The 25,883-nt window shown below is 33.8% G+C and carries 23 protein-coding genes and 1 other annotated feature (1 of these 24 cut by a window edge); of the genes, 15 read left to right on the forward strand and 8 right to left on the reverse strand.

Translation table 11 applies throughout. The features are described 5' to 3' along the window. Positions 1-79, forward strand: a binding site (T-box leader); it begins 232 nt to the left of the window's first position. Between the two features lie 71 nt (positions 80-150). Genes LQ622_RS13500 through LQ622_RS13520 form a run of 5 tightly spaced genes read left to right on the forward strand, consistent with a single transcriptional unit; the run spans position 151 to position 7,224 of the window. Next, positions 151-1,257, forward strand: coding sequence for a PLP-dependent transferase (locus LQ622_RS13500; RefSeq protein WP_037589454.1), 1,107 nt, complete (start codon positions 151-153; stop codon positions 1,255-1,257). Beyond that, complete coding sequence (metC, locus tag LQ622_RS13505) at positions 1,254-2,426, forward strand: cystathionine beta-lyase MetC (RefSeq protein WP_037589456.1); 1,173 nt, start codon at positions 1,254-1,256, stop codon at positions 2,424-2,426. The genes LQ622_RS13500 and metC overlap by 4 nt, the downstream gene beginning before the upstream one ends. Then, a complete protein-coding gene (locus LQ622_RS13510) occupies positions 2,383-4,221 on the forward strand; it encodes a bifunctional homocysteine S-methyltransferase/methylenetetrahydrofolate reductase (protein WP_037589457.1) in 1,839 nt (612 codons plus the stop codon). The genes metC and LQ622_RS13510 overlap by 44 nt, the downstream gene beginning before the upstream one ends. Then, on the forward strand, positions 4,215-6,464 hold the full coding sequence (gene metE, locus LQ622_RS13515) for a 5-methyltetrahydropteroyltriglutamate--homocysteine S-methyltransferase (RefSeq protein WP_239763091.1): 2,250 nt from the start codon (positions 4,215-4,217) through the stop codon (positions 6,462-6,464). The genes LQ622_RS13510 and metE overlap by 7 nt, the downstream gene beginning before the upstream one ends. Positions 6,465-6,480: 16 nt before the next feature. Then, positions 6,481-7,224, forward strand: coding sequence for a cyclase family protein (locus LQ622_RS13520; RefSeq protein WP_025906211.1), 744 nt, complete (start codon positions 6,481-6,483; stop codon positions 7,222-7,224). 109 nt (positions 7,225-7,333) lie between these two features. Here the strand turns inward: LQ622_RS13520 and LQ622_RS13525 are convergent, their stop codons facing one another. The 8 genes from LQ622_RS13525 to rpmH form a co-directional block, all read right to left on the reverse strand. Next, a complete protein-coding gene (locus tag LQ622_RS13525) occupies positions 7,334-8,788 on the reverse strand; it encodes a carbon starvation CstA family protein (RefSeq protein ID WP_126476369.1) in 1,455 nt (484 codons plus the stop codon). Between the two features lie 150 nt (positions 8,789-8,938). Next, the gene (gene noc / locus LQ622_RS13530) at positions 8,939-9,778 is read right to left on the reverse strand and encodes a nucleoid occlusion protein (protein WP_025906213.1); all 840 of its coding nucleotides are present in this window, start codon (positions 9,776-9,778) and stop codon (positions 8,939-8,941) included. A gap of 40 nt (positions 9,779-9,818) precedes the next feature. Continuing rightward, entirely contained in the window at positions 9,819-10,538 is a 720-nt protein-coding gene (gene rsmG, locus LQ622_RS13535; RefSeq protein ID WP_126476370.1) for a 16S rRNA (guanine(527)-N(7))-methyltransferase RsmG, read from the reverse strand. 1 nt (position 10,539) lies between these two features. Then, positions 10,540-12,414, reverse strand: a complete 1,875-nt coding sequence (gene mnmG, locus LQ622_RS13540; RefSeq protein ID WP_048542892.1) for a tRNA uridine-5-carboxymethylaminomethyl(34) synthesis enzyme MnmG — start codon at positions 12,412-12,414, stop codon at positions 10,540-10,542. A 15-nt stretch (positions 12,415-12,429) separates the two neighbouring features. Continuing rightward, on the reverse strand, positions 12,430-13,809 hold the full coding sequence (mnmE, locus tag LQ622_RS13545) for a tRNA uridine-5-carboxymethylaminomethyl(34) synthesis GTPase MnmE (protein ID WP_239763082.1): 1,380 nt from the start codon (positions 13,807-13,809) through the stop codon (positions 12,430-12,432). 113 nt (positions 13,810-13,922) lie between these two features. Next, the gene (jag, locus tag LQ622_RS13550) at positions 13,923-14,720 is read right to left on the reverse strand and encodes an RNA-binding cell elongation regulator Jag/EloR (protein WP_037589473.1); all 798 of its coding nucleotides are present in this window, start codon (positions 14,718-14,720) and stop codon (positions 13,923-13,925) included. Positions 14,721-14,749: 29 nt separating this feature from the next. Continuing rightward, positions 14,750-15,094, reverse strand: a complete 345-nt coding sequence (rnpA, locus tag LQ622_RS13555; RefSeq protein ID WP_025906220.1) for a ribonuclease P protein component — start codon at positions 15,092-15,094, stop codon at positions 14,750-14,752. 97 nt (positions 15,095-15,191) lie between these two features. Beyond that, a complete protein-coding gene (gene rpmH / locus LQ622_RS13560) occupies positions 15,192-15,329 on the reverse strand; it encodes a 50S ribosomal protein L34 (protein WP_016999186.1) in 138 nt (45 codons plus the stop codon). A 551-nt stretch (positions 15,330-15,880) separates the two neighbouring features. On the opposite strand from rpmH, the gene dnaA reads away from it, so the two are divergent. The 10 genes from dnaA (at position 15,881) to gyrB (ending at position 25,861) form a co-directional block, all read left to right on the forward strand. Further along, entirely contained in the window at positions 15,881-17,221 is a 1,341-nt protein-coding gene (gene dnaA / locus LQ622_RS13565; RefSeq protein WP_239763084.1) for a chromosomal replication initiator protein DnaA, read from the forward strand. Positions 17,222-17,387: 166 nt separating this feature from the next. Further along, entirely contained in the window at positions 17,388-18,521 is a 1,134-nt protein-coding gene (dnaN, locus tag LQ622_RS13570) for a DNA polymerase III subunit beta (protein ID WP_037589476.1), read from the forward strand. Positions 18,522-18,635: 114 nt separating this feature from the next. Then, positions 18,636-18,875: a helix-turn-helix transcriptional regulator gene (locus LQ622_RS13575; RefSeq protein ID WP_025906228.1), complete on the forward strand. Its 240-nt coding sequence runs from the start codon at positions 18,636-18,638 to the stop codon at positions 18,873-18,875. Positions 18,876-18,880: 5 nt separating this feature from the next. Next, a complete protein-coding gene (locus LQ622_RS13580) occupies positions 18,881-19,780 on the forward strand; it encodes an ABC transporter ATP-binding protein (RefSeq protein WP_126476371.1) in 900 nt (299 codons plus the stop codon). Then, a complete protein-coding gene (locus LQ622_RS13585) occupies positions 19,773-21,017 on the forward strand; it encodes an ABC transporter permease (RefSeq protein ID WP_239763086.1) in 1,245 nt (414 codons plus the stop codon). Before LQ622_RS13580 ends, LQ622_RS13585 begins: the two co-directional genes overlap by 8 nt. Positions 21,018-21,143: 126 nt before the next feature. Continuing rightward, positions 21,144-21,875 (forward strand): DsbA family protein, encoded by a 732-nt coding sequence (locus tag LQ622_RS13590; RefSeq protein WP_037589479.1) that lies wholly within the window; start codon positions 21,144-21,146, stop codon positions 21,873-21,875. Between the two features lie 15 nt (positions 21,876-21,890). Then, entirely contained in the window at positions 21,891-22,304 is a 414-nt protein-coding gene (locus LQ622_RS13595) for a disulfide oxidoreductase (protein ID WP_025906234.1), read from the forward strand. A gap of 262 nt (positions 22,305-22,566) precedes the next feature. Then, the gene (gene yaaA, locus LQ622_RS13600) at positions 22,567-22,797 is read left to right on the forward strand and encodes a S4 domain-containing protein YaaA (RefSeq protein ID WP_269750679.1); all 231 of its coding nucleotides are present in this window, start codon (positions 22,567-22,569) and stop codon (positions 22,795-22,797) included. 3 nt (positions 22,798-22,800) lie between these two features. Further along, positions 22,801-23,916: a DNA replication/repair protein RecF gene (gene recF, locus LQ622_RS13605; protein WP_037589481.1), complete on the forward strand. Its 1,116-nt coding sequence runs from the start codon at positions 22,801-22,803 to the stop codon at positions 23,914-23,916. A 22-nt stretch (positions 23,917-23,938) separates the two neighbouring features. Further along, the gene (gene gyrB, locus LQ622_RS13610) at positions 23,939-25,861 is read left to right on the forward strand and encodes a DNA topoisomerase (ATP-hydrolyzing) subunit B (protein WP_037589482.1); all 1,923 of its coding nucleotides are present in this window, start codon (positions 23,939-23,941) and stop codon (positions 25,859-25,861) included. The last annotated feature ends 22 nt before the right edge of the window (positions 25,862-25,883 follow it).

Below are 25,883 nucleotides of genomic sequence, written 5' to 3' on the forward strand. Positions count from 1 at the left end.
GACTCGTACTTATAGAGGTAATGTCAGTAATGTCATTGCGAACAAAGGTGGTACCGCGAGCTAAGCTTTCGTCCTTTACATCCGATTTATTTCGGGTTTAAAGGACGGAAGCTTTTTTTATTTTTAAATTCATTAGGGAGGAAGGCTATTATGAAATCTACTCAACTCGCTCAAATTTCATTAACTAAAGACCATACCGGGGCAACGACAAACCCAATTTATCTTTCAACAGCCTATCAACATGAAAAATTAGGTTGTTCAACTGGCTTTGATTATACAAGAACGAAAAATCCAACTCGCTCAAACTTTGAAGAGGCATTTGCCAAACTTGAAGGTGGTAAATACTCATTTGCAACTTCAAGCGGTATGGCTAGCATCCAATTAGTTTGTAACTTATTTAAACCAAATGATGAAATCTTAGTGTCATTCGACTTATATGGCGGCACATTTAGACTATTTGAATTTTACGAAAAGCAATACAACATCAAATTTAAGTACATTGATTTTTCAAATATTGATGAAGTAAACGCATCGATTAATGAACATACACGTGCATTCTTTATTGAACCTATTTCAAATCCGTTAATGTTCTCAGTGGACTTAAATCCTTTATATGAAATTGCACAAGCAAGAAATATATTAACGATTATAGATAACACGTTCTTAACACCATACTTATCAACACCATTAAAAGACGGTGCTGACATCGTCTTACATTCTGCTACAAAGTACATAAGTGGTCATAATGATGTGTTAGCTGGCATTGTCACTGTATCAGATGATTACTTAGGTGAAGTGCTTGGCCAGTTTCATAATATGATCGGTGCAACACTCTCACCATTCGATAGTTATTTATTACTGAGAGGCTTAAAGACATTACATTTACGACTTGACCGTTCTACTGAAAATGCTCAAAAGTTAGCACAATCACTACAATCTGTTGAAAGCATTGATGAAGTTCTTTACTCAGGTCAAACCGGAATGTTAAGTATTCGTTTAAACAATGCATATAGCGTTGATAGCTTCTTACAAAATATTAAATTATGTATATTTGCAGAAAGTCTTGGCGGTACTGAAACATTTATCACATTCCCTTATACACAAACACATGTAGATATGGCAGATGAAGAAAAAGATAAACGCGGTATAGATGAATATTTACTCCGTTTATCTATTGGAATAGAAGATTATGAAGATATTTACGAAGACATACTACAAGCCTTAAAAAATTCAAGAAAAGAAGGAGTGTCAATATGAGCTATTCAAAAGAAACGTCTTTAATATTGGATTCCACTAGAGGTAACGAGCACTTATCAAGCAATCAACCATTATATTATTCATCCACTTATCATCAAGAAACTTTAGGTGGCAATCAAGAATTTGACTATGCACGTAGTGGTAACCCTAATAGAAAGTTACTTGAAGAAAAGTTAGCAGATTTAGAGGGCGGTAATTACGGATTTGCATTTAGTTCAGGAATTGCTGCAATAACAGCTGTCTTCTTAACATTGAAACCAGGAGACCACGTGATTCTTCCAGATGATGTTTACGGCGGAACGTTCAGACTAACAGAGCAAATTCTTAAGAAATTCGAAATAGAATTTACAACTGTCGATCAAACAGACTTACAAAATATCAAAGAAGCTGTTCAAGAAAATACGAAACTAATCTATGTTGAAACACCTTCTAACCCACTCTTTAAAGTGACAGATATTGATGGTGTTAGCCAAATTGCACGTAAACACGACGCACTATTAGCTGTCGATAATACATTTATGACACCGTTAGGACAATCACCATTGAAACTAGGTGCTGACATCGTAGTTCATTCAGCTACAAAATTCTTAGGCGGTCACAGTGACCTCATAGCTGGCGCAGTAGTCGTGAATGACCCAGAACTTAAAAATGAAATTTACCTTATTCAAAATGGTACAGGTTCAGGATTAAGCGTTTATGATTCTTGGACACTTGCTAAACATTTAAAGACATTACCAATTAGATTTAAACAATCTGTTTATAACACAGAACAAATTTATAGATATTTAATCGATAATGAAGCAATTGAAACAGTCTATTATCCAATCACAAATGACACACATTTAAGACAAGCTAAAAATGGCGGTGCCGTGCTCGGATTCAGACTTAAAGATGAATCAAAAGCACAAGCATTTGTTGACCATCTTAATATCCCTCTTGTATCTGTAAGCTTAGGTGGTGTAGAAACGATTCTTTCTCACCCAGCTACAATGAGTCACGCAGCTATTCCTGAAGAAGTGAGAGCTGAACGTGGTATCACTAACGGATTATTTAGATTGTCAGTCGGCTTAGAAGATGTCAAAGAATTGATCACAGATATCGATTGGGCATTAAAGGAGGCTACATATGAGTCTAAAAGAAGCGTTAAAGAACCAAATTTTAGTAGCTGACGGAGCAATTGGAACCATCCTCTACTCTGAAGGATTGGATACTTGTCCAGAAAGTTATAATTTGACACACCCTAACAAGATAGAACAAATTCACCGTTCTTATATTGAAGCTGGTGCAGATATTATTCAAACAAACACGTACGGTGCAAATTTTGAGAAGCTTCAAGATTTTAATTTAGAACATCGCGTAAAAGAAATTCATCGTGAAGCTGTACAAATCGCTAAAAGAGCGAGCAACGATCATACGTTTATTCTAGGTACGGTAGGCGGTTTTCGTAATATCAAAAAGAGTAACTTATCAATTGAAGCCATTCAATATCATACAGAGATTCAAATTGAAACACTTGTTAATGAAGGTGTAGATGGTATTTTATTTGAAACATACTACGATTTAGAAGAATTACTTGCTGTCTTAAAAGATACAAAAGCAAGATACGACATTCCGATTATTGCTCAACTAACAGCTAGTAATACAAATTATTTGAGAAATGGTACACCTATACCAGATGCATTAGAAACATTAGTGAAAGCCGGTGCAGATGTCGTTGGTTTAAATTGTCATCACGGTCCATACCATATGATTAAGACATTTAAACATATTGACTTACCTGATCATGCTTACCTTTCATGTTATCCAAATGCAAGTTTGCTGGATTTAGAAGACAACGACTTGAAATACAATAACAACTCAGATTACTTTTCAGATGCAGCGAAAGAGCTCGTTAATCAAGGCGTGAGATTAATAGGTGGATGTTGTGGTACAACACCAGAACATATTAAAAAAATAAAGAATGTCGTCAAAGATTTAAAGCCTATCAAACACAAAAATGTTATACCAATCGAAACAAAACAGTACAAAAAGCAAAATAAAGAAGAACCTAGTATTAAAGAGCTCGTTCAACAAAGACCAACCGTTATTGTTGAATTAGATACACCTAAACATTTAGATACGAATAAATTTTTCGATGGCATACAAGCCCTAGAAGATGCAGGTGTAGATGCAGTCACACTTGCTGACAATTCCCTAGCAAGCGTGAGGATTTCTAACATTGCCGCAGCTAGTATCATTAAACAAAAGTATAAAATTAGACCACTCGTACACTTAGCTTGCCGTGATAGAAACTTAATCGGCTTGCAATCTCACCTAATGGGACTTTCGTTACTTGGCATTAATGACATATTAACGATTACGGGGGACCCTTCTAAAGTGGGTAATTTCCCAGGCGCAACAAGTGTATTCGATGTTAACTCTAGTGGATTAGCTGAAATCATTACACAGTTCAATCAAGGTATAAACGCCGATGGAGATACATTGAGAAGCAATACCAACTTCTCAGTTGCAGGTGCATTCAATCCAAATGTAAGACGACTAGAACCAGCAGTCAAAAGATTAGAAAAAAAGATTGAATCTGGCATGGAATACTTTATTACACAACCGATTTATGAACCTGAAAGAGTTAAAGAAATATATGAAGCAACTAAACATATAGACGCCCCGATTTTCATTGGTATTATGCCAATTACGAATTACAATAACGCACTCTTCTTACACAACGAAGTACCTGGTATTAAACTATCAGATACGGTGCTTAACGCCTTTGAAAAAGTCAAAGACGACAGAGATGCTACAAGAGAACTCAGTATTAATTTGAGTAAACAATTGATTGATGCAGTACACCAATATTTTAATGGCTTGTACTTAGTTACACCATTTTTAAAATATGATTTAACAGTTGAATTAGCAAATTATTCACAACTAAAAACTGGAACACAAACCAAGGAGGCAATATTATGACAATTAAAACATCAAATTTAGGATTCCCAAGACTAGGTAAGAAAAGAGAATGGAAAAAAGCCATCGAAAGTTACTGGGCTAAAAAAATAGATAAAGCCGAATTAGATCAAACGTTGCAGGATTTACACAAAGAAATTTTAACAATTCAGAAAGACCATCATGTTGATCATATCCCTACTGGTGACTTCTCACTATATGACCACGTGTTAGATACATCATTACTATTCAACATCATTCCAGAACGTTTCCAAGGACGTCCTGTAGATGATGATTTATTATTCGATATTGCACGTGGTAACAAAGATCATGTTGCAAGTGCGTTAATCAAATGGTTCAACACAAACTACCACTACATCGTACCTGAATGGGACAACGTGTCACCTCAATTAAATAACAATGTGTTACTTGAGAAATTCAATTTCTCTAAAGAAGTTGGTGTAACATCTCATCCAGTTATTCTTGGTCCTGTTACATACGTAGCATTATCTAAAGGTGGCGACCAAAGTTTCGACGAAAAAGTAAGAACACTTTTACCATTATATAAAGAAGTATTCGAGCAATTAACTGAAGCAGGCGCTGAATACATCCAAGTAGATGAGCCAATTCTCGTAACAGACGGTGCAGCTGATCTTCAAGATATTACGAAAGAAGCATATGAATTCTTTAACGAAGCGGCACCAGCTGCGAAACTTGTCTTACAAACATATTTCGAACGCGTTGATTTAAACTTTGTTGGTCAATTACCAGTCTATGGATTCGGTTTAGACTTTGTACATGACAATGGCTTTAACTTACAACAAATCAAAGATGGCTTATTCCCTAAAGAAAAAGCTTTATTCGCTGGTATCGTTGATGGTAGAAATGTTTGGTCAACTAATATTGAAGAGAAGAAAGCTTTAATCGAAACATTACAATCTTATACAGATGAATTAGTGATTCAACCATCTTCTTCATTATTACATGTACCAGTTACTTTAGAAGAAGAAACATTAGACGACTCAGTTCGTGAAGGCTTAAGCTTTGCGACTGAAAAATTAGACGAACTATATGCTTTAAAACAATTATTTAACGAAAATGATGACACTTTATATAACGAATTAAAAGCACAATATGAACGCTTTGAAAGTCAATCATTCAAACAATTAGAATATGACTATGATTCAGTTAAATCAGAACGTACTACACCATTTAAAGAAAGAAAAGTCTTACAAGATCAAGTATTAAATTTACCAGACTTACCAACAACAACGATTGGTTCATTCCCTCAATCAAGAGAAGTACGTAAATACCGTGCTGCTTGGAAAAACAATCGTATTTCAGATGAAAAATACGAAGAATTCGTACAAAATGAAATTAAACGTTGGATTGAAATTCAAGAAGAAATTGGATTAGACGTATTAGTACACGGTGAATTCGAACGTAATGACATGGTTGAATTCTTCGGTGAAAAGCTAAACGGATTCTTAGTAACTAAGTTTGGTTGGGTTCAATCATATGGTTCTCGTGCCGTTAAGCCACCAATCATTTACGGAGATGTTAAATGGACAGCACCATTAACAGTTAAAGAGACATTATATGCGCAAAGTTTAACTGACAAACCTGTTAAAGGTATGCTTACAGGTCCAGTTACAATCTTAAACTGGTCATTCGAACGTGTGGATATCCCACGTAGCGAAGTTCAAGATCAAATCGCATTAGCGATTAATGAAGAAGTTCTAGCACTTGAAGAAGCGGGTATTAAAGTCATCCAAGTAGACGAACCTGCATTGCGCGAAGGCTTACCTTTACGTTCTGAATACCATGAAGATTATTTAAATAAAGCTGTACATTCATTCAGATTATCAACTTCTTCAGTACAAGATTCAACACAAATTCATACACATATGTGCTACTCACAATTTGGTCAAATCATCCATGCGATCAAATCATTAGATGCTGATGTTATCTCAATCGAAACTTCAAGAAGTCATGGTGACTTAATCAAAGACTTCGAAGATATCACATATGACTTAGGTATCGGTTTAGGTGTATATGATATTCATAGCCCTCGTATACCTACAGAAGAAGAGATTACAGTTGCAATCAATAGAGCACTTCAAGAAATTGACCGTTCTCTATTCTGGGTAAACCCTGACTGCGGATTGAAGACAAGACAAGAAGAAGAAGTAAAACAAGCTTTAACAGTATTAGTCAATTCAGTAGAAAAATTACGTCAAGACAATACAGTTAAACAACCTAACTAATAAATGAGGTGATGTTATGTCATATCCATTATGGAACACGCTAAATCAACTGAAAGAATATAAATGGGTAGATTTAACGCATACATTTGATTCAGAATCTCCACACTTTTCAGCTTTTGAAAATGCAGAAACAAAAACATTGTATAAAGTTAAAGACGACGGTTTCTTTGCCCAATCATGGCAATTTCCTACACAATATGGAACGCATATAGATGCACCTATACATTTTGTAGAGCATAAGCGATATTTACATGAACTCGGTTTACAAGAAACAGTCTTACCTTTAATCGTGTTAGATTTTTCAAAAGAAGTAGCCCAAGATTCAGATTTCAGACTAACTAAAGAACACATCCTTCAATGGGAATCTGAAAATGGACCAATTGAAAGTGGAACGTTTGTCGCATTTAGAAGTGACTGGTCAAAGAAATGGCCAGATAAAGAGCAATTTGAGAATAAAGACAAAGATGGTCATGAACATCTCCCAGGATGGTCATTAGACGCACTTAAATACTTGTTTGAAGAGAGAAAGATCAAGTCAATCGGACATGAAACATTTGATACTGATGCTTCAGTAGACATCCGTAAAAACAATGACATTGTCGGTGAACGATACGTACTTGGTTTAGATACTTTTCAAATAGAACTGTTAACCGGATTAGATGAACTACCAACACGTGGTTCAGTTATATTAGCCATTAGCCCTAAACCTAAAAATGCACCCGGATTCCCTGTCCGAGCATTTGCTATTACCCCTAAATAATAGCACTGCCATATGATATTTTTGAGCGAGTATCGTATGGCAGACTACCTTCCCTATATTAAATATATAAAAAGCACCTTTCGATCTCCATCGAAAGGTGCTTTACTGTTTAATATTTAGATACGGGTGATCCTCCGATTTGATAATCTATTTCTATCGCATTTTCACTATTTTTACGATATAAATAATAGAAATACATAGACCATAAAATCGTCAAACCAGCTGATAACCAATAACTAAGTGATAAATCCATCCCAAATCCTATTGGTTGGCTTAATATATATGTGAATATATTCCATGTCATAAATAAAGCAGGTATTAAAGCGACATAGAAATTCTTTTTAGATAGTAATAAATACATAGCGCCTATCCATAGTGCAATAACAGCTGTTGTTTGGTTTGCCCAAGAGAAGTATCTCCAAAGTATTGTGAAGTCTACTCTCGTTAAAATAAAACTAATAACAAACATCGGTATCGCAATTGCGAAGCGATTCATTACTTTCTTCTGACCGAAATTAAAATAATCAGCTAAAATCATTCTCGCACTTCTAAATGAAGTATCACCACTTGTTATAGGTAATACAATAACACCTAGAATCGCTAATGTTCCAAATACAGAACCTAATAACATTGTAGAAGCCTCACTCACTACAAGCGCCGCTTCACCTTTCGCTAACACTTCTTGTAGACCACCATAGCCACCGAATAAACTCATAGCAGCCGCAGCCCAAATCATCGCAATAATACCTTCAGCAATCATCATACCGTAGAATATTTTACGACCATTTTTCTCATTATTCGTCGTTCTAGAAATAATCGGCGATTGTGTCGCATGGAAACCAGATAAAGCACCACAAGTAATCGTAAAGAATAATAAAGGAAAAATTGGCGCCGAATCAGGATGCATATTTTTCAATGTTAATTCTGGTATTTCCGCACCAGTCATAATTAATCGTACAAAGATTCCTATTGCAGAAATCATCAAGATAAATCCAAATACCGGATAAACTTTACCAATAATTTTGTCGATAGGTAACACTGTAGATAAGAAATAATATAAGAAAATAACAAAAATAATAATACCTAAAGCTACTCTACCATCCATTAAAGAATGTAATAATAATGCCGGACTCGTAACAAATACAGTACCTGTCAATAACAATAGTAATAGTGTAAATACGTTCACAAGGTGTCTCATCACATTACCTAAGAACTTACCAGCTAATTCAGGTAAATGAGCCCCCTTATTACGTATAGAAATCATACCTGTTAAATAATCATGAACAGCACCAGCAAATATAGACCCTAATACAATCCAAATAAAAGCAACTGGTCCATATAAAGCACCCATAATCGGTCCAAATATCGGCCCAACCCCTGCAATATTTAACAATTGAATCAATGAGTTCTTATTTGTCGACATCGGAACAAAATCAATATTATCCCTTTGATCATGAGCAGGCGTCGGACGTTCATCCTTAACACCAAACATTTTTTCAATATATTTGCCATATGTAAAATAACCTATAACTAATAAAACGATAGAAACTAAAAATGTAATCATTAAAATCCCCCTTTTTAAATGAAAACGTTTACAGAAAAGTATAAATGACTTTTTTACAAATAACAATAATATCTCGGAAATTTACAGAAATTCTATATAGAAACATAAAAAAGAGTTCAGGATATTGTTTAATATCCCAAACTCTATATTTTATTTCTTCTTATAAACTTTAATCGTAATTTCATAGAAGTCTTTATGTTCTTCATCAATTCGCTTGATTTTAATGCCCTCTTTTTCAACATTTTTAATGCTTTGTCCGAGTGTATCAAGTGCTTCTGTGATGTCTTGTTCGAATTGAAATTGTTTTGCTTTTACTTTTTCAGAGCCGCGTATTTTCTTAACGCGATCTTCTGTTTGTTTAACGTTTAAGTTCTGAGATTGTATGGATGTTAAGACTTCTTGCTGCCCTTCATCATCTAAACCTAACAATGCTCTTGCATGTCTTTCTGTTATTTCACCTTTTTGTAATGAAATAATAATAGGCTCTGATAATTTGAGCAGTCTTAATTTATTGGCTATAAATGATTGGCTCTTACCCATACTAACTGCTAAGTCATGTTGTGTAATGTCTTCTAAATCCAACAATTTCTTATAGGCTTCCGCTTCTTCTATAGCTGATAAATTTTCTCTTTGTATATTTTCAATCAGTGCAACGGCTGCTGTTTCTTTGTCATTTAATGGTTTAATAATAACTTCAGTTTCTGGTAAATCGTTATATTTCATTGCACGAAATCTTCGCTCACCTGCTATGATTTCATACATACCTTCTTCAATTGGACGAACAACAATAGGTTGTAATAATCCATGTTCTTTTATAGATTGTGCGAGTTCTTTAATTTTAGATTCATCGAATACTTTTCTCGGTTGATAACGGTTTGGCACTATTCTTTCTGTTGATACGACTGCCACATTACCTTCAGCTCGTGCTTCTTCTATGTGTTCTAATTCTTTGTCTTTAAGTCCAAATAATTTAGAAAAAGGCTTTTTCATCTCAATATACCTACTTTCGTTCATACATATTTCCCAGGAATTATTTTGTTAAAGGTTCTTTGTTTGGTGTTCCTGGCTTTCTTGGATACTTCTTAGGTGTTTGTCTTAATTTATCTATCGTAATGATCTGTCTCATACTTTCTTCAAGAGGTAGCGTAAATTCATGTACTGTTTTTACTTCTCCACCTAATACAGAAATTGCAAATTGTGCATCTTCTAACTCTTCATTACCTTGTGAGCCTTTTAATGCGACAAATTGACCGCCCTTTTTCACTAAAGGTAGACATAATTCACTTAATACAGATAATCGTGCTACTGCTCTTGCAGTTACAAGATCAAAGCTTTCACGATACTGTTGTGATTTACCGAATGTTTCTGCTCTATCATGTACAAAGTTTACTTGATCTAAGTCTAATGATGCAGCTAATTCATTTAAAAATTTAATTCTTTTATTTAATGAATCCACTATTGTAATTTGCAAGTGTGGATATACGATTTTTAAAGGGATGCTCGGAAATCCAGCGCCTGCCCCTACATCACAGATCGTTTCAATTTCATTAAAATCTATATAAAAGCTTGGTGTCACTGAATCAAAGAAGTGTTTCAAGTACACTTCTTCTTTTTCAGTAACTGCTGTTAAGTTAATTTTTTCGTTCCACTCTACTAACATCTCAAAGTATGTTTCGAATTGCTTAATTTGTTTATCTGTTAATGTTATACCTGAATCTTTTAACGTATCAATAAAAGTTTGTTCATTCATGTTAGTTCACCTTCTGAATTTTACCTTGTTCAATGTACACAAGTAAAATTGAAATATCTGCAGGGTTTACACCTGAAATACGAGAAGCTTGTGCAATATCAAGTGGTTTAACTTCTTTAAGTTTTTGACGTGCTTCAGTCGCTAAACTATTGATTGCATCATAATCGATATTTTCAGGAATTTTTTTATCTTCCATACGTTTCATTTTTTCAACTTGTGCTAATGATTTTTGGATATAACCTTCGTATTTCGTTTGAATTTCTACTTGTTCTTGTACGTCTTCATCTACTGGTGAAGTTTCTTGTAAGATTTCCATAATAGCTGCGTAATCCATTTCTGGTCTACGTAATAAATCTAAAGCTAATATGCCATCTTTAAGCGCTGTTCCACCGCGACTTTCGATAACACTTTGTGTATGTGCATTCGGTTTAATACGAATACCTCTTAATCTTTCTTGTTCAGCTGAAATTGCTTCACGTTTTTGATTAAATTTAGCGTAACGTTCTTCAGAAATCATACCAATTTCATAACCGATATCTGTCAGTCTTAAGTCTGCATTATCATGTCTTAATAATAGACGATGTTCCGCTCTAGAAGTTAATAAACGGTATGGTTCGTTTGTACCTTTTGTAACTAAATCATCAATTAACACACCAATATAAGCATCTGAACGACGTAATATAACGTCTTCTTTACCTAATACTTTACCAGCAGCGTTGATACCTGCCATTAAACCTTGTCCAGCCGCTTCTTCATATCCTGAAGTACCATTGATTTGACCAGCAGTAAATAAGTTTGTAACGACTTTCGTTTCAAGTGTTGGCCATAATTGTGTTGGTACAATTGCATCATATTCAATTGCGTAACCTGCACGCATCATGTCTGCTTTTTCAAGACCTGGAATTGTTTCTAACATTTTACGTTGAACATGTTCAGGTAAACTTGTTGATAAACCTTGTACGTATACTTCTTGTGTCTTACGTCCTTCTGGCTCTAAGAACAATTGGTGTCTTGGTTTATCATTGAATCTTACAAACTTATCTTCAATTGAAGGACAATATCTTGGACCTGTACCTTTAATCATACCTGAGTACATAGCAGATAAATGTAAGTTGTCATCGATTACTTTATGCGTTTGTTCATTTGTATATGTTAACCAACAAGGTAATTGATCTAAAATGTATTCTGTCGTTTCATAACTGAACGCACGCCCTACTTCATCACCTGGTTGAATTTCTGTTTTGCTGTAATCTATTGTATTACCATTAACACGTGGAGGTGTACCAGTCTTGAATCTCACGATATCAAAGCCTAATTCTTTCAAGTGTTCAGCTAATTTAATCGATGGCATTTGGTGGTTTGGACCACTTGAATATTTCAAGTTACCTAAAATAATTTCACCACGTAAAAATGTACCTGTCGTTAATACAACAGCATCTGCTTCATAAGTTGAGCCGATTACCATTTCTACACCTTTAACTTTATTATCTTCTATAATTAAACGTTCAACCATACCTTGCATAATATCAAGATTTGGTTCGTCTTCAATCACACGTTTCATTTCTTCTTGATACAATACTTTATCTGCTTGTGCACGTAACGCTCTTACAGCTGGACCTTTACCAGTGTTTAACATACGCATTTGAATGTGTGTCTTATCGATTGTCTTAGCCATTTGACCACCAAGTGCATCGATTTCTCTTACAACAATTCCTTTAGCTGGACCACCAACTGATGGATTACATGGCATAAATGCTACACTATCAAGGTTAATTGTAAGCATTAATGTTTTTGCACCACGTCTTGCAGAAGCTAAACCAGCTTCTACACCTGCATGTCCAGCGCCGACAACAATAACGTCATATTTTTGTGTCAAAATTTTTCCTCCTTTTTATTTTCCGAGACAGAATTGACTAAACAGTTGGTCAATTAGTGAATCACTTGCTTCTTCACCAATTACTTCACCGAGCAATTCCCAAGTTTTGATTAAATCTATTTGTACGATATCTATAGGCACACCGTCTTCAGCAGATTGTATTGCATCATTTATAGATGTCTTAGCGTCTTTTAATAATGCAATATGTCTTGAATTTGAGACATATGTCATATCTTGTGCTTGTACTTGTCCACCAAAGAATAACTCTGAAATCTTCTGTTCAAGTTCTTCGATACCTTGTTGTTCAACCATAGAAGTTTGAACTAAAGGATGGTCACCTATCATTGCTTTTAATTCATCAATATCTAACTTCTGTTCTAAGTCCATTTTGTTTATAATCACAATCACATCTTCATCTTTAATGACATCAAATAGCTGATAGTCATTTTCCGTTAATGCTTCATTATAATTAAGGACAAATAAAATTAAATCTGCTTCTGATAAAGCTTTTCTCGATCTTTCTACACCTATTTTTTCTACGATGTCTTCTGTTTCACGAATACCTGCAGTATCCACTAACCTTAATGGTACACCACGAACATTGACGTATTCTTCTAATACATCTCTTGTTGTACCGGCTACTTCAGTAACAATCGCTTTATTATCTTGAATCAAGTTGTTAAGCATAGAACTCTTACCTACGTTCGGTTTCCCAACAATGACTGTTGATAGACCTTCTCGCATAATTTTACCTTGCTGGCCAGTTCTTAATAATTGATCGATTTCATTTTCAATATGCCTTGATTCTTTTAATAAGAATTTAGTCGTCGCTTCTTCTACATCATCGTATTCAGGATAATCAATATTCACTTCTACTTGAGCGAGTATTTCTAATATGGACTGTCTTAAGCCTTTAATAAGGCTGCTTAGACGTCCTTCCATCTGACCTAAGGCTACCTTCGATGCGCGTTCCGTCTTAGAACGGATGAAATCCATAACCGCTTCTGCTTGAGACAAGTCAATACGTCCGTGTAAGAATGCTCGTTTCGTAAACTCACCTGGTTCTGCCATTCTAGCACCGTTAGATAACGTTAACTCAAGTACGCGATTAACCGTTACTAAACCACCATGACAATTTATTTCAACGATGTCTTCTCTCGTAAAAGTCTTAGGCGCTTTCATGACAGCTACCATAACTTCTTCTACGACTTCATCAGTCTCAGGATCAATAATATGACCATAATTAATTGTATGTGATGCTACTTCAGTAATTTTTTTCTTACCTTTATATATACGATTAGCAATATTTAAGGCATCCGGACCACTTAATCGTACGATTGCTATTGCACCTTCACCCATAGGCGTTGAGATACTTGTAATTGTATCTAAATCCATGATATTCTCCTCCACCATTAATAACTATTCTATTGATTGTAAATGGTTTTGTAATATTTTTCGAATATATTGTTCGAAAAAATGCGGAGCGAGATGACTCACTCCGACTATTTTTATTTATTCTTAATGACTAAATATCGATGTGGTTCTCTTCCTTCAGAGTATGTTTCGATATTTTCAATTTTACTGACTGCTTGATGCATAATTTTACGTTCAAAGTTTGGCATAGGTTCCAATTTAACTGGTCTCTTTGTTTGAGTTGCTTTCTTAGCCATATTAAGTGCCAACTTCTCTAACGTTTCTTTACGCTTTTCTCGATACGATTCGATATCTAATATAAGCGTATAATAACCTTTAACAAATTGATGCATATAATTTTGACCTACTATTTGTAAGGCGTTCAAAATTTGACCACGCTTACCTATTATATAAGCAGCATTGTTGGAAGTCATATTAATATAAATTGTATTAGACTTAATCTCATATGAACCATCTACATCAATATTCATTTCTCTTATGATATTAAGTACATAATCTAAAGTGTTTTGTGCCACTTCATTTAATGAATCTTTTTTCTGATTGCGATCTTCACGTATACCTGTTTCTGACTGAATATCTTTTTCTTCTATTATTGTGTCTTCTTGATGTGTCACTTCATCTGTTATTGGGCTATTATCCTCTTCGACCGACGCGTGACGATTTTTTAATGCTTCAATTGATTCAAACTGTTTAAGTTCTGGATCGATTACAGTTAGTTCAATTTGTGCATCTTGTTTCATAAATCCAAAAATACCTTTTTTACCTTCATTAATAACATCAATTCTTACTTGTTGTTCTTGAACATTTAAATCTTCTAAACCTTGTTGTAGTGCTTGTTCTACTGATTGTCCTTCATAGCGCGATTTAAGCATGCTGCAACCTCCTAGTAATATATCAATACTTAGGGAATACGTTTATTAAAAACTTTAGCAATCTTCAATACATGCTCTAGACTCTTCTGTGTTTCAATGACTTTTAAATCAACAGCTTGGTTTCGAGCGATAACAATGATGTCTTTAGGAATAATATTTTCTTTATGATTCTTAAAACATTCTCTAATGGACCTTTTAATTCTATTTCTTGTAACAGCATTACCCATTTTCTTTGAAACACTTATACCTAATCTAAAGTGATCAAGATCATTTTCAGCTGTGTAAATAACAAATTGTCTATTAGCGACTGACTTACCTTTTTTATAAATTCTTTGAAAATCATTATTTTTCTTTATTCGATAAGCCTTTTCCACAAACATCCACTCCACAATACATCACTTAATTATTGTTTATTATACAAAACAATTCCTTCAATTAAAACAAAAAAAAGACCACTGCTCTTCAGTGATCTTAAGCTGATAATACTTTTCTACCTTTACGACGACGGCGAGCTAATACTTTACGGCCGTTTTTAGAACTCATACGTGCACGGAAACCGTGTACTTTACTATGTTTACGTTTATTTGGTTGATACGTACGTTTTACCATTTAAGAACACCTCCATTAATTATTCTTAACATCTAATTCTACATTAGATTATCATTTGTATGATATTCATTTATATATATCAGAAGATTAGTTTCAAAATTATTTATACCATACGTGTGATTTGTCACAATTTCAATAACTACTAAACTATAACAAATCAGATTTTAAAAATCAAGAAGAAATTTACAACTTCTATTTATTAAGTTATCCACTTATTCACAATGCATAACCAACTTTTTGTGGATAAATTGATTAAGATTTATTCTTATTCACAAAATAATCTCACCAAACTGCACATATTCACAGGTATTTGACAACTCGATTTGTTTAAAAGTATAATTGTGTGGATAAGTTATACAAAGCATTGATATTACTGTGATTATTTCATAAATATTTACGTGTAAAGATTGTGGACAAGAGAATTATAAAGTGTAGTTATCCACCGTTTGTGTGTAAGTTGTGGATAATAATTCACAGCCTGTGATTTTCTTTATCAACAATCTTATTTTATGTGTATAACTCAATAAATTTAAATGAGAAAGAGGACTTTTATGAATTCAAAAGAAGAAATTTGGGAGCAAGTGTTATCTATTGCTGAAGATCAAATCGCTTCTGCTGGTTATAATACATGGTTCAAAGGGACTTACTTACATCAAATTGATAGTAAGCACGCAATAGTTGTTGCACAAAGTCCTTTTGTTGCTGAGTGGTTAACCAATAAATATCATGAACACGTCACAAACTTTATCTATGAAGTGATTGGAGACAAAGTTCAAGTTAAATTTATATCAGAAGAAGATTTACAAAGTGAAGATTTCACTGAACAGCCAGAAAAACCTAAAGAAACTGAAGCATATGAAGAAGTTACAAATAGTCAGCTGAACAGTAATAACACTTTTGATACATTCGTTATTGGGCCTGGTAACCAGTTCCCGCACGCTGCTTCACTAGCAGTAGCCGAAGAACCAGCCAATGCTTATAATCCGCTTTTCATATATGGAGGCGTCGGTTTAGGAAAGACACATTTAATGCATGCAATTGGTCATTATGTACTTGAACAAAATCCAAATGCGAACGTTCTATATACATCTAGCGAAAAATTCACAAATGAATTTATTAAGTCTATACGTATGAACGATACGGAAAGCTTTAGAGACAAGTATCGAAACATCGATGTGCTCTTAATAGATGACATTCAATTCATTCAAAAGAAAGAACAAACGCAAGAAGAATTCTTCCATACTTTTAATGATTTACATCAAAATAAAAAGCAAATTGTCATCTCAAGTGACCGTCCGCCTAAAGAAATTCCAACTTTAGAAGATCGTTTAAGAACACGTTTCGAATGGGGATTAATAGTAGATATTACGCCTCCTGACTTTGAGACGAGAATGGCTATTTTACAAAAGAAAATCGAAGAAGAAAATTTAGATATACCTGTTGAAGCTTTAACTTATATCGCTAATTCTATTCAATCCAATATACGTGAATTAGAAGGTGCTTTAACGAGAGTATTAGCATACTCCAAACTTAGAAATAAACCGATCAACACAGATTTAGTAGCTGAAGCGCTTAAAGATATTATTTCATCACCAAGATCAACTAAAATCACGATTCAAGACATTCAACAAGCGGTTAGTAAAATGTATAACGTTAGAATCGAAGACTTTGCTGCTAAGAAACGTACAAAATCAATTGCATATCCGAGACAAATCGCTATGTATCTATCAAGAGAACTTACTGATTTTTCATTACCTAAAATTGGTGAAGAATTTGGTGGACGAGATCATACTACTGTCATCCATGCACATGATAAAATTAAAAAAGATTTAGAAAATAATCCAGAACTCAAAAATGATTTAGAACAACTAGAAAAACAAATCCGTGGATAATGTGGATAAGTTGTGCACAGTCATACACAGTTTATCAACATGTGAATAACTTTTATATCGCTATTTAAAGCGGGTTATCCACCAATCCACAGCCCCTATGACTATTACTATGATTTTAAAAGATATATAATTAAATATATAACGACTGGAAGGAGTTTTATAAGTTATGAAATTTACAATTCAACGAGATTACTTTCTTAATCAATTGAATGATACATTAAAAGCTATTTCACCAAGAACTACATTACCGATACTTACAGGAATCAAGATAGATGCGACAGATAAAGGCATCATCTTAACAGGATCAGACTCTGAAATATCGATAGAAATAACAATAAATCAAAATATTGATGGTGAAAAAATTGTAGATATTGAAGAAAAAGGTTCTGTAGTACTTCCAGGACGTTTCTTTGTAGATATCGTTAAAAAATTACCAGGTAAAACTGTTAATTTATCAACGAATGATCAATTTAAAACACTTATCACATCAGGACATTCTGAATTTAACGTAAGTGGTTTAGATCCAGATCAATATCCATTATTACCACAAGTATCTGAAGACGATGCCATTAAATTACCAATCAAAGTATTAAAGAACATTATCGCACAAACGAACTTTGCAGTGTCCACGTCAGAAACACGTCCTGTATTAACAGGTGTTAACTGGCTTATTCAAAACAATGAACTCATCTGTACTGCAACAGATTCACACAGACTTGCATTAAGAAAATTAAAATTAGAAGACGAAGAAATCGATGATAAAAATGTGATTATCCCAGGTAAAGCTTTATCTGAATTAAACAAAATCGTTTCTGATTCTGAAGAAGACATCAATATCTTCTTTGCAAGTAACCAAGTATTATTTAAAGTTGGTCACATTAACTTTATTTCAAGATTACTTGAAGGGAACTATCCAGATACAACAAGATTATTCCCAGAGAACTATGAAACTAAAATCATCTTAGATAACAGTGAGTTCTACCACGCAATAGATCGTGCATCATTATTAGCGCGTGAAGGTGGTAACAACGTCATTAAATTATCTACGGATGTTGATAAAGTTGAATTATCATCTACTTCACCAGAAATCGGTACAGTTAAAGAAGATGTATCTACAGACAATGTTGAAGGCGAGTCATTAAAAATCTCATTCAACTCTAAATACATGATGGATGCATTAAAAGCTATCGACAACGATGAAGTACAAGTAGAATTCTTTGGTACAATGAGACCATTTATTCTTAAACCTAAAGACGACGAAACAGTCGTACAACTTATCTTACCGATCAGAACATATTAATCAGCATGTAATGGCTGGGACCCGATTTGGGTCTCAGCTTTTTTTGTGTCAAGTTTACTTGACATAGTGTAAAAATTCATATAATGTAAAGTTAACTTGACAGGAAGTGATGAATTGAAAAACAAAGTTTATGAATATCGTACACAGAAAAACATGACGCAAAGTGAACTCTCTCGATTGGTTAAAGTGTCTAGACAAACTATCAATTCTATTGAGCGTTACAAATTCAATCCCACGTTAGTATTAGCACATAAGCTTTCTCAAGTGTTCGAAGTATCTATTGATGAATTATTTATTTTTGAAGAAGACGAGAATATAGATATTTCAGAATTAGAATCCAAAGAAAAGGAGTAAACATTATGACATTACTAATTAAAGATGTTTCCAAGAAATTCAATGACTTTACGGCAGTACATGATGTTAATTTGGAAGTTCCTAAAGGTACGATGTATGGATTTTTAGGTGGAAATGGTGCAGGTAAAACAACAACATTTCGTATGATTTTAGGTTTATTACCAAAGACAACAGGTGTTGTGACGTTTAACGATAAGCCAATTGACTATAATATGACGAATACGATTGGTTATTTACCTGAAGAAAGAGGCTTACATCCAAAATTAAAAGTTTGGGAGCAAGTGCAATATTTAGCTGAGCTAAAAGGCATGAAAAGAAAAGATATTTCAGAAGCATTAGATTATTGGTTAAAACGATTTGATGCATTCGAAAATAAAGAAAAAAAGATCGAAGCATTATCGAAAGGTAATCAACAAAAAGTTCAACTGATTGCAGCAATCATTCATAAACCTGAATTATTAATTCTTGATGAACCATTCAGTGGACTTGATCCAGTCAATGTTGAATTGCTTAAAGCTGCTGTTAAAGATTTAAAAGAACAAGGCACAACGATTATATTCAGCTCGCATAGAATGGAACACGTAGAAGAACTTTGTGACTATATTTGCATTATGAATAAAGGTAAAGCAGTCGTTGCTGGTTCTCTTGATCAAGTTAAAGACGACTTTGGTAAGAAAGATGTATTTATCGAAGGCGACTACGATTTAGGATTCTTAAAAGACTTTGAAGGTGTAGAAGCATTTAAAACGACTAAAAAAGGCGTTAAAATCACAATTTCTGATGAAAAATATGCAGAAAATATTTATCAAAATGTGACGAAGTTAGGTTACCTCAAACGATTCCAAGTTGCTGAACCATCTCTAAACGATATCTTTATAGCTAAGGTAGGTGATAAGCATGAATAAATTCTGGCCGACATTTAATTTAACGTATATGCAAAAAGTGAAAAGTAAATCATTTATCATCATGACTGCAATTTTTATGATTTTAATCTTTGCATTAAGTAACATCGACAAAATTATTGATTTCTTTGATAACGATAGTAAAGTTGTCGCGATACAAACAGATAACGACATGATTTATAAAGTATTAGAAAAGCAATATAAACAAAACGACGATATTGAAAAAGTAGAAAAAGTTTCACTCGAAAAAGGTAAAAAAGGTGTTAAAGACGAAAAGTATAAACGTTTAATTCAAGTAAACGTGAACGGTGAAAAAGTAAATGGCACAATTTATGAAAAAGGCAATGTCAGTGAAAGTGAGAAAATGACCTTACAATCAACGCTTAGCCAAATGCAATCATCATTAACAGCTCAAAAATTAAATCTATCAGAAAAAGATTTAAAAACATTAAATACACCAAGTGATGTGAAGACAGAAGAAATTAAATCGAATGATGAAAAACAATCTAGTGATGTTAATCCGAAAGTTCAAGCATTAAACTCAGCAGTTGTTTACATCATCATTTTCTTATCGTTCTTTATCACAATCAATTACGCTAACCAGATTGGTTCAGAAATTGCGACTGAAAAAACAACACGTGTGATTGAAATGATTGTTACAAGTGTTAAACCGTCGATTCATGTGTCAGCGAAAATTCTCGCAATCATCGCAGTTGCATTTACACAAATATTCTTTATCATACTGGCAATTGTAATTAGTATATTCGCATTTGATTTGAAAGGATTATTTGAGTCAGCTGGAGTAGAATATGGCCCTGAGACGACGAGAATCATTATTTATGGCGCAGTTTACTTAATTTTGGGTGTTGTATCCTATATTTCATTAGCGGCTATTCTAGGGGCATTAACGAGCCGTATAGAAGATCTTGCTCAATCTATGATGCCAGTTACATTTATTTCATTAGCGGCATTCTATATTGCGATATTTAGTATTTCAAACCCAGATACGATGCTTGTAAAAGTGACAAGCTTCATTCCGATGTTATCGCCAATGGTCATGTTATTAAGAACTACATCAGAATCAACACCTGAATGGCATTTACTTTTAGGAATTGTCATTTCAATTGTTACATGTATCATTCTACTGGTGTTTGCAGCGAAAACGTATCGTGGTAGCGTGCTCACTTATGAAAAAGGCGTTATCAAAAATTTAAAAAATGCATTAAATATTACTAAATAATTTTTACGAAAATATTAATCACCATTTTGTCACAAAACCTTAATGAATTTTTAGTGAATGATATAGAATTTCTTTAAGTGATAGTATAAAATTTATATTATCAACAAAAGAGATTGAGGGATTAATATGGCGAATAAAAATAGTAACAGTAATATTATGTTTTTAATGATAGCAATACTTGTTGTTGTCGTAGGTATCGTATTGCTTGTTGTGTTTGGTGGAAGCGGAAGTGACAACAAAGAAGATAGTCTATTTGATAGAACTGTTAAAGCCACAGACTTATCAAAAGATACAAAAGATAATCCAACACATAAAAAAGACAAAGCTAAAGTTCAAATAGTTGAATTTGGAGATTTTAAATGTCCAGCATGTAAAGCATTTGAAACGAATTACATGGATCAAATAGAAAAAGATTATATCGATAAAGACAAAGTGGAATATAGATTTGTGAACGCACCATTCCACGGTGAAGGATCTGAAATTGGTGGTGCATCAGCACATGCTGTTTATAAAATCGCACCTGATGCATATTGGGATTTCCACAGAGCATTATTTGAAGCTCAACCAGATGACCATAATGCAGAAACAGACGATGAATGGTTAGATCTTAAAGTAGTCCAAAAAGCAGTAGACGGATTAGATATTGATAAATCTAAAAAAGATCAAATCATGAAATTAGTGAAAGATAGAAATTCAGAGTCTTATAAACAAATGAAAAATGATTCAGATTTAACAAATAAATACGATGTAGATGTTACACCTACAATTGTGGTAGACGGTAAAGTACTATCAGATCCAATGGATTACGACAAAGTTTCTAAAGCAATCGATCAAGCGATAGAAAAGAAAAATAAATAAAAATAGGTGATATATTTGAAGCAACAATATGCACTATTTATTTCCTGGGTAATAGCTTTAGTAGCTATGTTAGGTAGTTTATACTTTAGTGAGATACGACAATTTGTCCCATGTACAATGTGCTGGTATCAAAGAATCTGTATGTATCCACTCGTGTTAATACTCGGAATAGGCTCATTCCAAAATGATTTTAATGTTAAAAAAATAGCACTACCGTTATCAATCATTGGACTATTGATATCCACATGGCATTACTTAGAGCAAAAAGTACCAGGATTTGCTGAAATCAAACCATGTACACAAGGTGTTCCATGTTCATCAGAATATATCAATGTATTTGGATTCATCACAATTCCATTTTTAGCAGGAACAGCATTCCTGTTAATCAGTTTGATTTTAATTTTTACAAAGAAAGATAAAGCAATATAATATTCGAAAAGCTGAGACAAAAATCATTGTCTCAGCTTTTTTGTGTGAAAGTGTAAGGATAGGGCGTCATAGTATCTCACTATGTTCGTTAGCTATACTTTTTTGATTTTATTATGAAAATAATGTTTAAGTTCCGGACTTAATTTTTCACTTAGAATATAAATATTTTGAAGATTAATTTATCTTAAAATGAATTGTGCGTAAAAGCATGATTTTTTGGTGAAAAAAAGGTATAATATAGAGATGACTAATTAAGATTGGAGTGAAGATAGTGGTACAAGATATCTCAGTAAAAGACGATATTACTTTAGGTCAATTCCTAAAAAATGAAGGCGTCATTGGAACGGGTGGTCAGGCTAAATGGTTCCTCCAAGATGAAGAAGTATTAATAAATGGTGAACGTGAAACTCGTCGTGGCAAAAAATTACATGATGGTGATTTAGTCGAAATTCCTTCTGAAGGTCAATTTCGTATTAACCATCTCAGTGAATAGATTATGATATTACAGAAACTTACTTTAACTCATTATAGAAATTATGATAAATGTACACTTGATTTTAATTCCAATGTTAATATTTTAATTGGTGAGAACGCGCAAGGTAAGACGAATTTATTAGAATCTATCTATACTTTAGCACTGGCTAAAAGTCATAGGACTTCGAATGATAAAGAACTCATACAGTTTGGTGAAGAGTATGGTAAAATAGAAGGTGAACTAAGTTATCGCCATGGCTCAATGCCTATTTCTTTAATCATTACGAAAAAAGGCAAAAAGGCGAGAGTTAATCATCTAGAACAGAGTCGATTAACGCAGTATATTGGTCACTTAAATGTGGTGTTGTTCGCACCAGAAGATTTAAATATTGTAAAAGGTAGCCCGCAAATCAGACGACGTTTTATTGATATGGAACTCGGTCAGATGTCTGCGGTCTATTTAAATCATTTATCTAATTATCAAAGATTACTTAAACAAAAAAATCATTACCTCAAACAATTACAAATTGGGAAAATGAAAGATCGAACGATGTTAGAAGTATTCAATGAGCAATTTTCAGAAGCGGCAGCCAATGTGACTTTGAAACGTGCGCACTTTATTCGTGAATTAGAAAAGATTGCCGAAGTGATTCATCAAGGCATTACGAGCGAAAAAGAAAGTTTAAAGGTTCAATATGAGCCGAATATTAAACTGTCAGAAACATATCAAGATGTAACTGAATTGAAAGAGGCTTTTTGTTCGTTGCTTAATGATTCAATGGATAAAGAGATTGAACGTGGAAGTGCACGCTTTGGACCGCATAGAGACGACATTAGTTTTCATGTTAATGATATGAATGTACAAACTTATGGTTCTCAAGGACAGCAACGTACGACAGCATTATCCATAAAGCTTGCTGAGATTGAGTTGATTAATCAAGTTGTAGGTGAATATCCAATTCTACTGTTAGACGATGTGCTAAGTGAACTTGATGATAATCGACAAACCCATTTATTAAGTACAATTCAAGAGAAGGTACAAACGTTTGTAACAACAACATCTGTTGATGGAATAGAGCATGAGATTATGAAAGATGCCAAGGTATTTAACGTATCTAAAGGCAATATTATTGAGTAGATGAAAGTGAAGGTGGAAATACGTGTCAGAACAAAATAACGCTTCAAGTTATGGTGCAGATCAGATACAAGTATTAGAAGGTTTAGAGGCAGTCCGTAAACGCCCTGGTATGTATATAGGTTCTACATCTGTAAGAGGATTACATCATCTCGTTTGGGAAATTGTAGATAACAGTATCGATGAAGCATTAGCTGGATATGCAGATCATGTTGAACTTGTAATAGAAAAGGACAATTGGATTAAAGTAACAGATAACGGTAGAGGTATACCTGTTGATATTCAAGAGAAAATGGGACGTCCTGCTGTAGAAGTTATCTTAACAGTACTTCATGCCGGTGGTAAATTTGGCGGTGGCGGATACAAAGTATCTGGTGGTTTACATGGTGTAGGTTCATCTGTCGTAAATGCGTTATCTTCTAATTTAGAAGTTTACGTTCACCTTAACAATAAAATTTATCACCAAGCGTATGAAAGAGGTGTACCAGCATTTGATTTGAAAGTCATTGGTGACACAGATCATACAGGTACAACAATACGCTTTAAAGCTGACGGTGAAATCTTTACTGAAACAACTGAATATGACTATGAAACATTACAAAAACGTATTCGTGAATTAGCATTCTTAAATAAAGGTATCCAAATTTCATTGAGAGATGAAAGAGATGACGAAAACATTCAAGAAGATTCATACCACTATGAAGGCGGTATTAAATCTTATGTTGAAATGTTAAATAAATCTAAAGAAGTACTATATGATGAGCCAATTTATATTCACGATACTAAAGATGACGTAGAAGTTGAGATTGCCATTCAATATAACAATGGTTTTGCGACGAATTTATTAACTTATGCGAACAACATTCATACTTATGAAGGTGGTACGCATGAGGATGGATTTAAACGTGCATTAACGCGTGTTATTAACAGCTATGGTATTAAGAACAAGCTTCTTAAAGAAGGCGAAGAAAAGCTTTCTGGTGAAGACGTACGTGAAGGTATGACAGCTGTTGTATCTGTTAAACACGGTGATCCTCAATTCGAGGGTCAAACAAAGACTAAATTAGGTAACTCAGAAGTGCGTCAAATCGTTGATAAATTATTCTCTGAACTCTTTGAACGTTTCTTATTAGAGAATCCAAACGTGGCAAGAATCATTGTAGATAAAGGTGTGATGGCTTCTAGAGCACGTCTTGCCGCTAAAAAAGCGAGAGAAGTTACAAGACGTAAATCAGCATTAGAAGTATCAAGCTTACCTGGTAAACTTGCAGACTGTTCAAGTAAGAAACCTGAAGAATGTGAATTATACATCGTTGAGGGTGACTCTGCCGGGGGGTCTGCTAAATTAGGTCGTGACTCTAAGACACAAGCGATTCTACCGTTACGTGGTAAGATTTTAAACGTTGAAAAAGCACGTTTAGATAGAATTTTAGGTAATAACGAAATTCGTGCCATGATTACAGGTCTAGGAACAGGTATTGGTGGAGAGTTTGATATTAGTAAAGCGAGATATCATAAATTAGTTATCATGACAGATGCCGATGTCGATGGTGCACATATTAGAACGTTATTATTAACATTCTTCTATAGATTTATGAGACCACTTATTGAAGCGGGTTATGTATACATTGCACAACCACCTTTATACAAAGTAGAACAAGGTAAGAAAAAATATTATGTATTTAACGATAGAGAATTAGATAAATTAAAAGAGGAACTTAGCTCAACACCGAAATTGTCTATAGCACGTTATAAAGGTCTTGGAGAGATGAATGCTGATCAATTGTGGGAAACAACAATGAATCCTGAACATCGTTCAATGCTTCAAGTAACACTAACAGATGCGATAGAAGCTGACGAAACTTTTGAAATGCTTATGGGAGATGTTGTTGAGTTTCGTCGTCAATTTATTGAAGAAAATGCCGAATACGCAACGTTAGATATATAAAGCATCATTTACGATTTAAGGA

The organism is Mammaliicoccus sp. N-M50, from assembly GCF_022386995.1.
In the GTDB taxonomy this organism is placed as follows: Bacteria; Bacillota; Bacilli; order Staphylococcales; family Staphylococcaceae; genus Mammaliicoccus; species Mammaliicoccus sciuri_A.

Coding starts and splice junctions, on each gene's coding strand:
- LQ622_RS13500 (WP_037589454.1), top strand. CDS start 151: ATGAAATCTACTCAACTCGCTCAAATTTCATTAACTAAAGACCATACC.
- metC (WP_037589456.1), top strand. CDS start 1,254: ATGAGCTATTCAAAAGAAACGTCTTTAATATTGGATTCCACTAGAGGT.
- LQ622_RS13510 (WP_037589457.1), top strand. CDS start 2,383: ATGAGTCTAAAAGAAGCGTTAAAGAACCAAATTTTAGTAGCTGACGGA.
- LQ622_RS13520 (WP_025906211.1), top strand. CDS start 6,481: ATGTCATATCCATTATGGAACACGCTAAATCAACTGAAAGAATATAAA.
- LQ622_RS13525 (WP_126476369.1), bottom strand. CDS start 8,788: ATGATTACATTTTTAGTTTCTATCGTTTTATTAGTTATAGGTTATTTT.
- noc (WP_025906213.1), bottom strand. CDS start 9,778: ATGAAAAAGCCTTTTTCTAAATTATTTGGACTTAAAGACAAAGAATTA.
- rsmG (WP_126476370.1), bottom strand. CDS start 10,538: ATGAATGAACAAACTTTTATTGATACGTTAAAAGATTCAGGTATAACA.
- mnmE (WP_239763082.1), bottom strand. CDS start 13,809: ATGGATTTAGATACAATTACAAGTATCTCAACGCCTATGGGTGAAGGT.
- jag (WP_037589473.1), bottom strand. CDS start 14,720: ATGCTTAAATCGCGCTATGAAGGACAATCAGTAGAACAAGCACTACAA.
- rpmH (WP_016999186.1), bottom strand. CDS start 15,329: ATGGTAAAACGTACGTATCAACCAAATAAACGTAAACATAGTAAAGTA.
- dnaA (WP_239763084.1), top strand. CDS start 15,881: ATGAATTCAAAAGAAGAAATTTGGGAGCAAGTGTTATCTATTGCTGAA.
- dnaN (WP_037589476.1), top strand. CDS start 17,388: ATGAAATTTACAATTCAACGAGATTACTTTCTTAATCAATTGAATGAT.
- LQ622_RS13580 (WP_126476371.1), top strand. CDS start 18,881: ATGACATTACTAATTAAAGATGTTTCCAAGAAATTCAATGACTTTACG.
- LQ622_RS13585 (WP_239763086.1), top strand. CDS start 19,773: ATGAATAAATTCTGGCCGACATTTAATTTAACGTATATGCAAAAAGTG.
- LQ622_RS13590 (WP_037589479.1), top strand. CDS start 21,144: ATGGCGAATAAAAATAGTAACAGTAATATTATGTTTTTAATGATAGCA.
- recF (WP_037589481.1), top strand. CDS start 22,801: ATGATATTACAGAAACTTACTTTAACTCATTATAGAAATTATGATAAA.